Raw genomic sequence first — 13,390 nt, 5'->3', positions numbered from 1 at the left:
CGCCGCTGAGACTCCAGCGCGTGGCGTGCATCGGGGTCACTGCTGGCCGATGGGCATGTCCGGTGGAGAGAAGTCTCGGGTGTGAAAGCTGTAGCGCGCCAGGTCGGTGCACCAGCGCCGGTAGTGCCCGACCGTGAGCGGGACGTCAAATGCAGCCTGAAGGTCGCGTAGGACGGCGGGGAGTACCCGTGCCAGGCGCCCGTAAGCCGACTGGTTTTGGGGCGGCTCGTCGAGCAATGCCGTGATGAGTGTGTCGTCGTTGGGGCAGGCCAGCAGTCGTCGGAAGAGCTCTTCGGCTGCTCTCGGGTTGCCCGCCAGAACGCCCAGGAGGATCTGTACAGCCTGGTAGGGGGCAGGGCCGGTGCTGCTGGCAAAGGCAGGTAGGTCGGTGGCCGGCATTCCGATACGGACAAGCCGGTAGAGGTTCACCAAACGCTTGGCGGCCCGTGGTGTCGGCAGGAGCCCTCCGAGCTGGGCCATGAACGCAATCTCCGCAGCTCCGATCCGCAGGCCTTGAGGCATCAGGTCCGCGTCTTCCATAGCCCTGGTGAGCGGTTCAGGCCCGGGCGGGGGCTCAGACACGGTGGCTGTGGGGTCAGCTGCCTCGTGGTGCAGGGGAAGCGAGTTATCCCTCTCTGCTTCAATTCCGTCGGCAGTGAGTGACGGATCGAGAGCTGAGGACGCCATGGGGGCCTGCGGAGTGCCATCGGTGTCAGAGGTCGGCAGCAGGGAGCGCAGATAGCGCCCCATTGTCTGGGCCGCTGGTGCATTCAGGGCGTAGGGAATCTGGAAGATTTTGTCGAGGTAATCCACGGGGGTGGCGAGCCCGTTGGCGTCCGAGGCCGTGTCGTCGGCCGTGGGCGTGTTCTCGTGTTGGAAGAGTGCGTTGTGGTGGTGGCGTAGCGAGTGGATCAGCCAGCGTGCGTCGACAGCCACGACCACGACGAACAGATCGAGACCGAGCATCAGGTGCACGGCTTGTAGCACTTCTACGACACGGTCAGGCGGGCAGCGGTCGAGGTCGTCGACATACAGGACGATGCGTTCCAGCGGTGGCGGGGACGGTGTGCCTTCTGTTCTCCACTGGAGTCGGGCGGCTTTGAGGTCATGGCTGAGTCGCAGGAGGTCGGCGTGGGCCTGACCCAGTACTCCCTGGTGCGGTCGATAGGAGGTTCCGTCGGCGTGTTCCTGAAGGAAGTCGCCAAGGCGTGCTGCTGCATCGACGAGGGCCAGTCGTTCCCGCAATGCACCGATCTCGGTTTTGAGAGCGCGCTGCTGCGTGACCAGTTCGCTGTACCGGCGCTCAGTGAAGGCGAGCATGTCTCGGTGAGCCGTGCGTAGTCTCCGTAGCAGTGGACGGATCGGAGTGGTGGCGGCGGCGATGGCGAGCAGGCTGGTGATGACTGCGGTGAGCGTGCCACGCAGGAGCCAGACGCCTGTTGCCACGCCCGCCAGAGACAGCCACATTGCCAACACGGGCAGACTGAAGCGCAGGTCCTTGGCGATCTGGCGCACGGCGGCGCGTCCGACGAGGTAGGACCTGACCGGCGACCCCAGCGTTGCGAAGCGTCCAGGTGCGGGCGCTGCTCTGTCCGCTGCGGTCAACTGTTCGGACAGTTGCTGCTCGGCCTCCTTGCGCTGCTCCAGCTCTGCGCGCAAGGTCTCGCGGTCCCGCCTCGTCTGCTGGGGATCCGGAGCGGAGCCCAGCGCGTCCTCGGCCTCACTGGCCAGGGCGGTGAACAGATGCGTGATCAGACCCGTCCACACGTTGGTGTCGCTGTAGTGCCAGGCGTTGAACCGGACTTGACGGACGGAGGAAACGAACGCACTGCGGCCGGGCCGCGTGCGGGAGAGGCGTGCCAGCAGGTCGATATGCCGTTCGATCTGCAGCATCAAGCTGGACTTGCCGGCACCCCAGTTCCCGATGAGGGCGATCGACAGTGGCGGCAGGGTATCCACAGCAGCGATCAGTTCAGCGAGCACTTCCACGTCCCGGACCACTCCCAAGCGGTCTTCGGGACTGGGGCCATCGCTGTGGACCCCTGCCAGGGGCCGGGCTCCGATCCGTGTGGTGAAGAGACTTGGGCCGCCCTCGACAACGTCCGGGTGATCGAGAGTGAAGTCAAGGATCCGCTCCCGGACCTTGTCCTGTTCCATCTCGCCGATCACATCGCGCGCCACGGTCGTGGCATAGGCGCGGATCAGATCGTGTATCGCCCAGTGTTCGGAGTTCGAGGTTTCCTCGATCAGGTGTGCTGCGGCAAGTTCGCCAAGCAGGTGCTGCGCGTCGCGTGCGGTGGTGTCGAGACCCGCCGCGACCACTGCGGTGGAAAACCTCTGGCCGACGGTGAGGGCGAGCAGGGACAGAAGCCGTCTTTGCTCCTCAGGAAGGCTGCGATAGGAGAGCTCGATGGCTGCCCCCACACTCACTTCGCCGTGGCCGAGGTGCTCCAGCCGCTCTTCGGCGCCGACTAGCTCTCGTGCCAATTCCGAGAGCTGGCGTCTGGGGTAACTGGCTAGCTGGCCAGCGACGATGGCCAGTGCAAGTGGCAGGCCGCCTGTCCTCTGCACGATGAGCTCGGCGGCTTCGGGGTCGTCGGCGACTCGGGAGTCCTCAGGGTTGCGCCGGTGGACTGCGGCATCGAGCAGTTGGAGACCTTCGGCGGCCGGAAGCGGTCCTAGGCTGATGTTGAGGGCCATGAGGGACGGCAGACGGTGCCGCGACGTGATCACGACCCGGTGCCGCCGGTCGGCCGGCAGCAGGGGACTCACCTGCTCCACTGTGGCGACGTTGTCCACCATCAACAGGACAGCACCCTGTGCACCAGCGAGTACCGTGTGGTACATCGCCGCCCGGCTGTCCAAGTCGATCGGAATCTGCTCCGGGTGAGTTCCCATGGACCTCAGCACCGACTCCAGCGCCTGGGAGGGATCGACCGGCACAGCTCCGGCGGCGTGTCCGTGCAAGTCCAGGTAGAGGGCGCCTCCAGGAAACCAGTGCCGCCGCACGGCTTCATGAGCCGCTTGCAAGACCACGGAGCTCTTACCGACTCCGCCCATGCCGGTCACCAAAATGGCCGGAGGCTCATCCTCTCGGTCATCAGCCGGAGCAAACTGCTCTAGAAGCTGCCGCACTTCCTGGGTCCGGCCGGTGAACACATCGGCTGGGCGCGGCAGTTGATACGGCACTTCGAAGGGGGTCGTGGGGCGGTGCATGACGAATGTCTGGCCGATGAAGCTGCTGCCTACCTGGACCGCTGCTCCGCTCGCAACAGCCGAAGCCCTGGTGTCTTCCACGCGTCTCCCCGCTCTGCTCGCGCTCTCCCTAAAGAGCCGAAAGACGCGCTCGCTCATTCGAACTCCCCTAAGGTCTCATGATGCCGGGCCTACGGGGTGATGTCCTGGTCAATGCGCTGGTGCCTGGCAACTACTGTCGCAGGCGGGCTAAAGACGCACGTTTCCAACTGCTCGCCACTGTTTGCGAAGCTTCCGCGTTGGGGTGCTGATCACCAACAGTGTTCAGCGGCATCAACCGTCCAGGGCGGTTCTCTGTCGCTGCCTGTCTCCACATGATCCAGAGCCTAGCCAACCGCCTTCAGGGCGGTTTCTCATCAAGTCCTCGTACGTGGCCTGGGCCCAGGCGTCGAGCTCATCCCCGATCGATTGCACAACCGTCAGGGCTTCCTCGTTCAAACCGGTCCGGGGCCAGCACCTCAAAGAGCTCGCCTCCCCGAACGCGAAGGCCAGCATCTGCTCGGGCAGCTGGCGAAGCGCCCTCCCCTTACCCCCTTCCCACTCGGGAAGGGGCGCCCCCTTCCTCCGGTCGAGCCTCGTCAAGGTGCTCCAGAGCATCGCGGGCGAGCTTCAGTTCCTGATTCTCCGGCGGCTTCGGCTCGCCCTGTTCCTCCGCCGAGCGGGCACGCCACCGCTCCAGTGATACGCAGACCTGCACCAGCGCGCGCAGCGAGACGGCTGCACACCCCGTTCTCTCCGCTCTGGCGCACACCCGTCAGACAGCGTCAGCCGCCGAGCCGGCGGGAAGGTGCCTTACGGCGACGTACCGAAGGCGCAGCGCTTGGTCCTCGCCGCCGCCAACCTGGACGCCGACCACGACGACCTCGCCGAGGAACAGCACGCCGTGCCCTCGCTACTGTTGCGCGAGCCTTCCCTGCGCTCTGGAGTTCGCCCAGGTCACAGGAACCCGGGGCCGAGGACGACGGGTCGGGATAGGCATAACCCGGCAGGCCAGGTTGCGGTTGAGTCGGCCGGGGTTTGATGAGATGGTCGCTGAGTGAACGATCAGCGATTCTCGGTCGTTGAATTGCACGACTCTGGTGATGCCCGAGGAAGCAGCTTCAGCGTCCCGGAGGAATTGTTCGCCGGGCGGTTCCCGGTGGCGGACATACACATCGCCACGATCGAGCCCGGCGCCGTCCGAGGGAATCACTTCCACGCCGTGCGGCGTGAACTGCTGGTCGTCATGGCTGCAGACTGCTGGTCGCTGCACTGGGATGAGGGCGCAGGTACGCCGGTCCAGCAGCGCAGTTTCGATGGGCCGGGTACTGTCCTGGTGACTGTCCCGACCGGTATGTCGCACGCCATCCGCAATGACGGGGCAGTCGCGGTGCAGATGATCGGATTGACTGATGGCCCCTATGACGCCGACGACCCTGATGCCCATCCACGAGTGGTGGTTGCTGCCGCGCAGACCCGGTGAGAGCGTTCGTGCTCGTGTGCTGTGACAACGAAGGGTGCTCGTCGATACGAAAGGGAAGCTCGGGCCGTCCGGCTGTCGGCCTACCTGGTGAACGCCATTCCGAAAGCCAAAGCAGTGGTCGACTTTGTGTCGCCGCTTTGGGAGACCTGCGGGGTCGTGGACATCCTGCGGTAGGCTGATGGTCAGGCGATGCCGTAGTCCCGGGCCTGCCGCTTCAGCTCACGCCGCATCGTGTAGCGGCGCCCGTATCCGAGGGATGAGACCTGCTGGTCTGCCTCGGCCAGAGTAGCCGCGACGCCTGCCCTCGCCTCCGTCTGGTGCTCGGGGGGCATCGACGGCCAAGGAGTGAGGTGGCACGCCGCCTGTTGCAAGTACACGTCGGCGGCCAGGAGTTTCATGTTGCCGCGCGTGGTCTCGGCCAGCGCCTCATCGAGATCGTCGAGGGCGCTCGCGTAGTCCTCAAACCGCCGCCGGATCCGCAGAAGGTGTGCCCGTTCGAGGAGTCCCCGCACGATGTAGTCGGTGTAGCCGACGCCGCGGAACATCACGATCGCGTCGTCCACCTGTGTGCTGGCTCTTGACAGGTGCTCCCGGCCCACCGCGCCCTGCTCGACTAGCGAGCGGCAGGCCGCGCCGAGGATGAGCTGCTTGATGGCCCGCGAGAGCTGGGAGGAGTTCTCACCGCTAAGACCCCACCCAGGGTCTTGCTCCGCGTCGGTCAACAGCGTAGCGGCACCGCCAGTCTCGATGACGAAGTAGCCGTAGCGGTAGAGGTTCTGTGAGTACAGGAACGGCAGATTCACCTTCTGATCCGCCGCGATCACCTTGGCCTCATCGAACCGGTCTCGCGCTGTGTCGAGGTCGCCCACCATGAAGTGAACCTCGGCGAGACAGGACCTGGAGTACATCTTGAAGTAGGCATCGTTGCAGCGGTCCGCGAATTCGATAGCGCGAGTAGCGGTGTGCAGAGCGCCGCGATCCGTTTGGAGCTGCCCGGCGATCACCAGCAGCTCGCAGTGGAGCGACGCTGCGAAGGCTGCGTCAGCCATCAACGCCGGCTCGCCCGCCGACGGTTTGACGGCGGTGAGCACCGTGCTGCAACTGGCCTGGGCGTCGTCAAGCCGGCCCAACTGCCGCAGCCGGAGAGCGGCATTGCCCATCACTAGGAGCCTGGCCTGCTTCGGCAGCGAAACTTCTTTTCGCAGTTTGGTCCAGGACGGCATCTGGAAGTAGTTGGACAAGGCGACCACCTCGGAGCCGGTCATGCCCAGGATCCGAGTGGAATAGGCTTCGCGCGGACCGCGCCACACCCGGGGAATGAGCACCTTGTCGTAGACCTCCTGGTGCAGCCCGATCGCGCAGCCATGGTTCACGGCTGCATACAGCAGGCTCATCTCCGACGCGTTCTCCGGCAGCGTGGGGGCGCGGCGCGCGTAGTAGTCGTAGAGCGCACGATTTCCTGCCTTCCACAGGTCCTTATCCCTGCTCCGAAGCCGGTCGCGGAAATGCTCCCGGACCAGTGGATGAGCGTCGAGGGTTTCTGGCAGGCCCGCCGTTTCACTGCCGATCAGCCCCATATGCCGGAGCTTCGCAACGCACCGGTCCCACTCGGCGCCGCCGACTTCGTCCAGACCCGGCGCTGACCAAACCTGTTCGGTGTCAGTCAGGACGGCTGCGATTGCCGCGTACGGGGCGGGGCGGTCGAAGAGGCCGACGATGTCGAGAATGGCAAGCTCGCCGGATCGACCGTCCCTCTCCAGCCACTCGGCGTACTTTTCCATGATCCGCCGCGCGTGCCCGCCGTTGGGGACCGAGCTGGTGAGGTTCCGTAGTTCAAAGCGGCCGCTGAGCTGTCCGCCGTGTACGTCCCGTAGGTAGCGCCCCAGCAGGTTGACTGCCAGCGCGTGACCGTGGACCTCCTGGACCGCTTGCTTGGCCTCCAAGGCATCCTTCTGCGGACCGGTCAGCGATTGCAGGAGATCGGCGCCGGCCTGGTCGTCGAGGTTGTTCAGTCTTAGCTCGGCGACGGTTGCTGCTGCGCTGCTCCCAGGGGGTGTGAGGCCGGTCAGCGGCACCCGCGTGGTAATCAGGCACAACCCCTCCCACTCGGGCTTGGCCAGCTCGTGGAGGAGAGCCGCCATTGATGCATCGGTTAGCTGGCCGCCAACGTCCGGCGCCGTCTCCGGATACTGGAGCGGTTCCAACCCATCCAGGACGAGAAGGAAGTGGTGCTCACGAATCAGCTTGGCCAGCCGGGCACCTTGTAGCGACGGACTTTGCGCGAGTGGCTGGTCGTCGCCGAGCCACTTCAATGCGGACCTGACGAACTCGTCGGCAGAGACCAGGTGCTCCTGCGTTCCCTGGCTGTAGAACGACCAGGCGAGAACCCTCCGCGCGTCCAGGTAGTCGAGGCCGCGCATCTTCCGCAGCCATTCATTGACGAGTGCGGACTTTCCAACCCCACCTGGGGCGACGACGGACAGGATCCGGGTTTTGTCGGACTGCCAGGCGTCCAACAGCAGGGCCAACTGCTCCTCACGACCGAACAGTTGCGGCGCGGTCTTCGGCAGCCCTCGGTTGTAGATGTGCTCTGCCGGAAGAGACCGTGTCGCCATGTTCTCTGTGCCGGTGTGGCTGTCCGGGCGAGCCTGGGGTAGGCCGTTTGCTGTGAAAGGGGCAGTTCTGATCGACGTCTGCAGGATGTCGTACGCGTCCTGTGCCTGCGCCGCGGTGCCGCCGATGACTAGGACTGGATGGGGAGTCTTCTGCGGGTGCTCGTCCCGGTGGATGCCGTCTAGCACCGCACGCAGCTTGCTCCAGCTGGATCTTTCCTGGTGGGACGGGAGATCTACGGGGATGAGTGCTGGCCATTCCGGGAGTTTGGCGTGGCCCAACTCTGCGATGGCTTCCGCTGCTAGATCGAGATTACGACCAGGGTCATAGACGGCACGCGGATCAGGAAGATTCCGCGCTCTTGACACCATGGCGAGTAGCGCCTTACTCCGGTGTGGTCCGGGCTCGCCGACAATCCAGAAGATCTGGACCCAATTCTCGTCGGGCTCTCGGTGAACGGGTTTCTTCCAGTTGTCGAACTTTCGACCGAGACTCTCGAACTGCAGTTGCAGATTCGGTAGTCGGCCAGCGCCCAGCGCGCCGGCGTCGACGGCCTCGCCCTGCTGCAGAGGCGCGTCATGGGGGTGGAGATTGCCGTCGGGTTCCGCGTCCGGGCTCGCGTTGTCGGCAGCGTCGGTCTCTGCTGTTCCGGCGGCGAACAACTCGGCAGGCCAGGCAAGCAGTCCCTGCTTGCGGAGGCGGGTTCGCCAGTCCAGAACGGTTGGGGCGGCGCCGCCCTCCGTGCGTCGGTCGGTGATCGTGCCAGCGAGATTACCGAGCAGCGCGTAGAGGGCCTCGGCCGACGCCTTCGCAGCGAAATCCTTGTACCGATCGTCCCTGCTTGGATCGGCGTGATCCATGACGCCCTTGGCGACAAGCCAGAAGGGGATTTCCTGCTGCTCTGCGACCCTGACGATGTCTGCAGCCTCCATCTCCAGGCCAGTGATCTTACGGACGCCCATTTGGCTGAGCTGTCGCCAGATTCCGGGGTCTTCGATGACCGCTCTGCCGCTCGCCATCGGGCCCACCACGATGCCCAACGGAAGCCGATCCGGCCCCTCGGCATCCTCCTCGATGGTGCGCCTGATGTAGGAGCGCCCGTGGTCAGTCAATGTGTATCCGGTGTCCTCCAGCGTGATCAGATTCTCGCGCTGGAACGCAGCTAGCCGAGGCTTCCACGTACCCGGGGGAAAATAGCGTTCGCGGGCAGCATGTTTTCTTGGATTCTGGCCGATGAGGAGCAGTTCCAAGAACCAGAGCTTTGCCCCCTCGTCGGTCGCGTCGGCAAAGCTTGGCAATTGTCCGGCGTCTAGACGACGCGCCGCGCGTATTAGCTTGATCTGCTGGGGTTGGTGATGGTGGTCTCCCAGGAATTCCTGGACCGTCTGCTTGCCCTCGTCCCAGGCGTACGCCATGTTTGCGACGACCACGTCGCCGGGCGCTGTTTTCCTTGGCTCTCCGGCGCAGACGCCACTCATGGCCAGGCAGCGTGGCTTCAGCTGCGCTGCCAGCTCGGATGCGAGCGGCCCAGTCGCCAGGCCTCCCATCCGGTCTGACTGAGCAAGGGCCACAGTAAGGCTTACGCCGTCAGGGCACACGTAATTACCCAGCTCGTATGGTGCGTTAGTGTCCGGGGCTATCTCTTCCCACCAGCTAATTCCAACCTCGCCTGCGGTCGACGCCAACCCGGCATAATGTGCCGCCTCGAACTCCAGCGGTAGCGCCGTGATGATCAATACGTCGACCATTTCGTCTCCCAGGGCAGACGCAGGCTATAAGCACTGGGGGCGCCGATGGGCAGAAGTGGCGACTCGACGCCGCATAGCGAGGCAATCGGTCCTCGCGGTGACCTGTTTCAATTTTGCGCGCCCCGTAGCCGTCACGCATCTGCGCGAGGCAGCTGTGCTGACTGCTGGTACGGGCGGCCCAGGGTAGGACCGTGTGAGCTGGTTCTGTTTGGTTTGCGGACCGGGATCCGAGAGCTGGCTGGGTTCGCTGCTCCCCAGAGAGGCTCCCCGCAGCATGTCGACCAGTGGCGGACGTGTATCCGTGAGCACGACCAACTGCAGAATCTGGCCATGGAAGCCCGGCGAGCACGACGGGCAGCATGGGCGATTGCACGATCCCTTCAAGGCGGGAGTCGTGCAGGAAGCGGGACGGCGCCAACTGCCGGGCGGCGGCCCCGCGCGGGGCGGATCCGGTTCTCGACACCGGCGGGTCCGGTGCCGTCCAGGACGAACAGGACGCGAGGGAAGAGCGGGAGGCGCCGCCGCCACTCCTCCAGCGCCAGCTCCTCAACCACACCCGCGCCACACCCTATTGGCAGGCCACGCATACCTCTCTCTCAGTCGGCGTCTCCTGCTGCTGGCCCGCTATAAGTGAACGACGGCATCCCCAGATCGACCGCCCAGCGGCCCATTCCGCAGCTACAGATAACGGGATCGCCAGTACTGAGACAGGCCCTGCAGCGGTCGTCAAAGGTGGCCATCGCAAAGTACGCCTGGAGCGGCCGTGAACGCCTCGGCCTGCTGAGGGTCCGCGACAACGTCATCGTCCTGCACGCGATGCGCTGGGCCGACGAGATCCGCGACCAGTCCCAGCTGAAACCGGAAGAGGTCGAGCTCACCGAGGGCGAGATCGCTCAGGCGGAGCAGCCCATCGACGCGAAACGGGAGAACCGCGAACCGCCCACGGCCGAGGAACCCGAGGAAGCGCCCGGGCAGATCGTCGACCTGATGGCCGCGCTCAAGGAGTCCGTGGCCAAGGCCAAGGCTTCCCGGGGCGAGGACGCCACCGTCCACGACATGCCCAAGAAGAAGACCACAGCCAAAAGGACGACGACCAAGAAGACGGCAAAGAAGCAGCCCGCCAAGAAAGCAGCCAAGAAGACGGCGGCACGGAAACCGCGGCGCAGCGCCTAGCCCCCGGACAGCCGAGCCGTGAACCGTGGTGGGGTTGTGTGGTCAGGCCCGACCACAATCCCACGCCAGGTAGTCGACGGCAGCCCCCGTCTGGCTGTGGGACGGGGGCCATTTTCGGCTGTCCGGAACTGTTGGAGCAGGGCAGTACAGCAGCAGCGACCATCAGGGCAGTTTCAGGGGCCGTTGGACATCGAGGCGCGGTCTGCGATCGGGCATCACCTGGCCGGTCTGCCCTCCGGATGGTCGTCGATCCAGGACAGGCCGCTCATGTCCAGACGGTGGCGCGTGCGGGTGACGGCCACATAGGCGAGGCGGGCCTCGCCGTTCTCGATCGGGCCTGGGATCGCCCGCCCGATGCCGTCTTTTTGGTCGCTGTCCTTAGGCGGGGTGAAGTCGTCCGCGATTCTCACACAGGCCCATTCGCGTCCTTTGGCCTTGTGAGCGGTCGAGACGATCACTTCAGCTGACTGTTCGGGGACGAACTGGGCGACCGCTTCGAGGATGGCTTCGGCGCCGTGGGTGTCGACCAGGTCAACCAACGGTTGCAGGTCGCGCCCCGCAGGGTCGTGGGAAGCGTAGTCCTGCAGTTCTCCCCAGGTGGCGAAGAGGACGAGTTCCGGGTGGGTGGTGCGGCGGCCGTCTTTGAGGTCCTGGGCGGCCAGTGCCAGGGCGCGCAGGCTGTCGCCTCCCCCGACCACTCCAACTCGTTGGCCGGCGGCGAGGAGGTTCATCGCCTGGGCCATGGCGCCGACGTTGGTGCGGCACAGCACTGCGTCGGGCAGGACGACGGGACCCAGGTCGGTGGCCACGCTGTCGGTGCCCGTGAGGCGGATCGGGGCGTCGGCGATGGTGAGCCATCGGTTGGCTTCCTCGGCGAGCTGGGGGCCGAAGCGGAAGGACTGTGAGAGGGCGAGCTGGGTGCCGTCGAAGCCGGTCATGACGTCCTTGGCACCGCGCCAGTCGTAGATGGCCTGGGCGGAGTCGCCGACCATGACGAGCTGGGCGTGACCGCGCTGAGCAAGGAAGATCTGTTCGACGACGGGGTTGGTGTCCTGGGCTTCGTCCAGGAGCAGGAAGTCGGCGTCGATCCTGGGCTGGGTGAGGGCCCGCATTTTCAGGTAGTGGTCGTGTTCGAAGCGGACTACACCGTCATCGGGGTGCTGCAGGTCGGCCCAGGCTTTACGGGCGAACGGCACGATGTGGGCGGCGAGTTCGGTGTGCTGTTCTGTGTCCTCGAGGCCGCGCAGGCGCGGGACGTGGTGACGGGTGACGACGGCATCGGCGGTGTGACAGAAGCGGGCGACGGTGCGCAGGGCAGCGTTGGAGAGGGTCTTCTGCGTGAGGTCGCGTTCGCCGATGCGGATGGCTTTGGTGATGCCGAGGGCGTGGCCGGTCTGCCAGGCGGGGCGGCGGGGGGAGTTCAGTCGGTGGGTGTAGCGGTGGCCGATGGCGGCGTAGGCGAGGGCGTGGGCGGTCTTGCAGCTGACGGTGGGCGGGAAGCGGGCGCTGGCGTCCTGGGCGATGGCTCGGTTGTAGGCGAGGTAGCGGCCGCGGCGCCGGGTGGCGCGGGCGAGTTGGGCGAGTGTTGTGGTTTTGCCGGTGCCTGCCCCGGCCTGCAGGGCCAGGTGCTCGCCGGCGTGGAAGGCGTCGGCCGCTGCTTGCTGTTCGTCGGTGGGGTTCAGCACAGCGCGGCTCCAGTGGTGTGGGTGAGGGCCCGCCCGAGGGCTGCCAGGAGTTGGGAAGGGATGGTGCCGACGAGCAGGTGCTGGAGTGCGCGGTCGAGGCGGTCGCTCTCCTCGTCGGCGTGCCGGACCAAGGCCCGGTGGACAGCCCCTTGTACGAACAGATGCAGCGGCTGACCCGCGTGTTCGGCGGCGGCGTCGAGGTGGGCGTGTGCGGTGGGCGGGAAGGCGACGTTGAGCAGGATCTGCCCTTGTGGGTCGGGGTAGTGCGTGGTGATCACGTCGATGGGGAGCCGTCCGCCCATTTGGTGGCGGAGCCGGTTGCAGGCCTTGTCTGGGGTTTTGGCGCGTACGACGGCCATGAGGCGGGTGGCGTCGTGGTTGGCTGCGATCGGCATCGTTTTGGCGGCTTGGTGGAGTTGGGCCGGTGTGAGGGCTCTGGTCAGGGTGATGTCCAGGGCGTGGTGCGGCATGGTCATGCCTCTTCGCGGTGGCCGGATGGGGTGTGGGGCAGGCGGGTGTGGAGGTGCGCCGTGTGCAGGAGGGGGTCGAAGACCTGCCATCCGGCCGGCGCGAGATCCGCGGCGCCCAGGGTTGCGGCATGGGCGGGGCAGCGCTGAATACGCCAGCGCAGCTGCTCGGCGTAGGGCAGGCGGCTGAGGTCGTAGACGGCCATGAGCGTGGCGGGCAGAGCGAGTTGGCCGCGCTGCGGGCTGGCGGGCAGCAGGGTCCACGCACCTCGGGGACGACTGGGGTCGAGCACGGGCTGGGGGCAGCGATGGCGTTGGCGGGTCTGGGCCACGCATCGGATGGTTTCGAGGGGTGCGTCGGCGAGGTAGCGGCCCAGCAGCAGTTGCACGACAGGCCGGGTGGGGCGGCCGCTGTCGGCGGGCGGCTCGCAGGCAGTGGGAGGGGCGGGGGTGAACTGGCCTGTTTCGATCAGGCGGCGGGTGCGGACGCCGAGTTGGCGGCGCAGGGCTTCGATGTACGGGCCGGTCTGCGCGGTGGGGGTACGTCCCGGGCAGAGTGCGAGGTGCGGGATGCGGCACCATGCGCTGCCGTCGCCGTGGGGATAGGCGATGCCGCCGCTCAGATGCCAGCGGTAGAAGGCGGGGATCTGGGAGGCGTCCAATTCCGTCGGGTGCAGGGCGACGGGCCGCTGGTCGGCGCGCTGGTACCGGTCGATCCGGTGGCCGCACTGGCGGCAGCGGCCGCTCTGGCCGGTGCGCAGCAGGCGGCTCGGGCTGGTGGCACTCACCCGCAGTGGGCGCCGGGGGCGTGCGGTGCGTGGGCTGCCGTCCCAGTGGCAACTGGCGGAGGCGGTGTTGGGGTGCATGGCGGGGACCGTGTCAGGCGACACCCCGCAACGGTGGGGAAGGCCGGGCCGGAGTCCCCCGTGCAGCCGAGCAACACCGAACATCCGATCCGATTGACGCTGAAGGGTTCGATGCGTGCTC

7 protein-coding genes are annotated in these 13,390 nt (G+C 66.3%); 2 read left to right on the top strand and 5 right to left on the bottom strand.

The genetic code is table 11. From position 1 onward, the window contains the following. Window positions 1-36 precede the first annotated feature (36 nt). The gene (locus OG293_RS39445; RefSeq protein ID WP_405996672.1) at window positions 37-3,297 is read right to left on the bottom strand and encodes a P-loop NTPase fold protein; all 3,261 of its coding nucleotides are present in this window, start codon (window positions 3,295-3,297) and stop codon (window positions 37-39) included. 994 nt (window positions 3,298-4,291) lie between these two features. Here OG293_RS39445 and OG293_RS39440 point away from each other — a divergent pair. Next, window positions 4,292-4,717 carry a hypothetical protein gene (locus OG293_RS39440; protein WP_405996673.1) on the top strand — a complete coding sequence of 142 codons (426 nt, stop codon included), beginning with the start codon at window positions 4,292-4,294 and terminating at the stop codon, window positions 4,715-4,717. 182 nt (window positions 4,718-4,899) lie between these two features. Here OG293_RS39440 and OG293_RS39435 read toward each other — a convergent pair whose 3' ends face one another. Then, a complete protein-coding gene (locus tag OG293_RS39435) occupies window positions 4,900-9,078 on the bottom strand; it encodes an AAA family ATPase (protein ID WP_405996674.1) in 4,179 nt (1,392 codons plus the stop codon). Window positions 9,079-9,810: 732 nt separating this feature from the next. Here OG293_RS39435 and OG293_RS39430 point away from each other — a divergent pair. Continuing rightward, window positions 9,811-10,251 carry a Ku protein gene (locus tag OG293_RS39430; protein WP_405996675.1) on the top strand — a complete coding sequence of 147 codons (441 nt, stop codon included), beginning with the start codon at window positions 9,811-9,813 and terminating at the stop codon, window positions 10,249-10,251. A 215-nt stretch (window positions 10,252-10,466) separates the two neighbouring features. On the opposite strand, the gene OG293_RS39425 is transcribed toward OG293_RS39430, so the two are convergent. From OG293_RS39425 to OG293_RS39415, 3 genes are read right to left on the bottom strand one after another with little or no spacing between them, the layout of a single operon-like run. Further along, the gene (locus OG293_RS39425; protein WP_406003458.1) at window positions 10,467-11,933 is read right to left on the bottom strand and encodes a UvrD-helicase domain-containing protein; all 1,467 of its coding nucleotides are present in this window, start codon (window positions 11,931-11,933) and stop codon (window positions 10,467-10,469) included. Beyond that, on the bottom strand, window positions 11,930-12,412 hold the full coding sequence (locus tag OG293_RS39420) for a hypothetical protein (protein ID WP_405996676.1): 483 nt from the start codon (window positions 12,410-12,412) through the stop codon (window positions 11,930-11,932). The genes OG293_RS39425 and OG293_RS39420 overlap by 4 nt, the downstream gene beginning before the upstream one ends. Continuing rightward, window positions 12,409-13,269, bottom strand: coding sequence for a DUF6083 domain-containing protein (locus tag OG293_RS39415; RefSeq protein WP_405996677.1), 861 nt, complete (start codon window positions 13,267-13,269; stop codon window positions 12,409-12,411). The genes OG293_RS39420 and OG293_RS39415 overlap by 4 nt, the downstream gene beginning before the upstream one ends. Window positions 13,270-13,390: the final 121 nt, after the last annotated feature.

This window comes from Streptomyces sp. NBC_00829, from assembly GCF_045161795.1.
Lineage (GTDB): Bacteria > Actinomycetota > Actinomycetes > Streptomycetales > Streptomycetaceae > Streptomyces.
The sequence above is the reverse complement of the archived record's forward strand: the minus strand, read 5'-3'. Positions and strand labels throughout refer to the sequence as shown.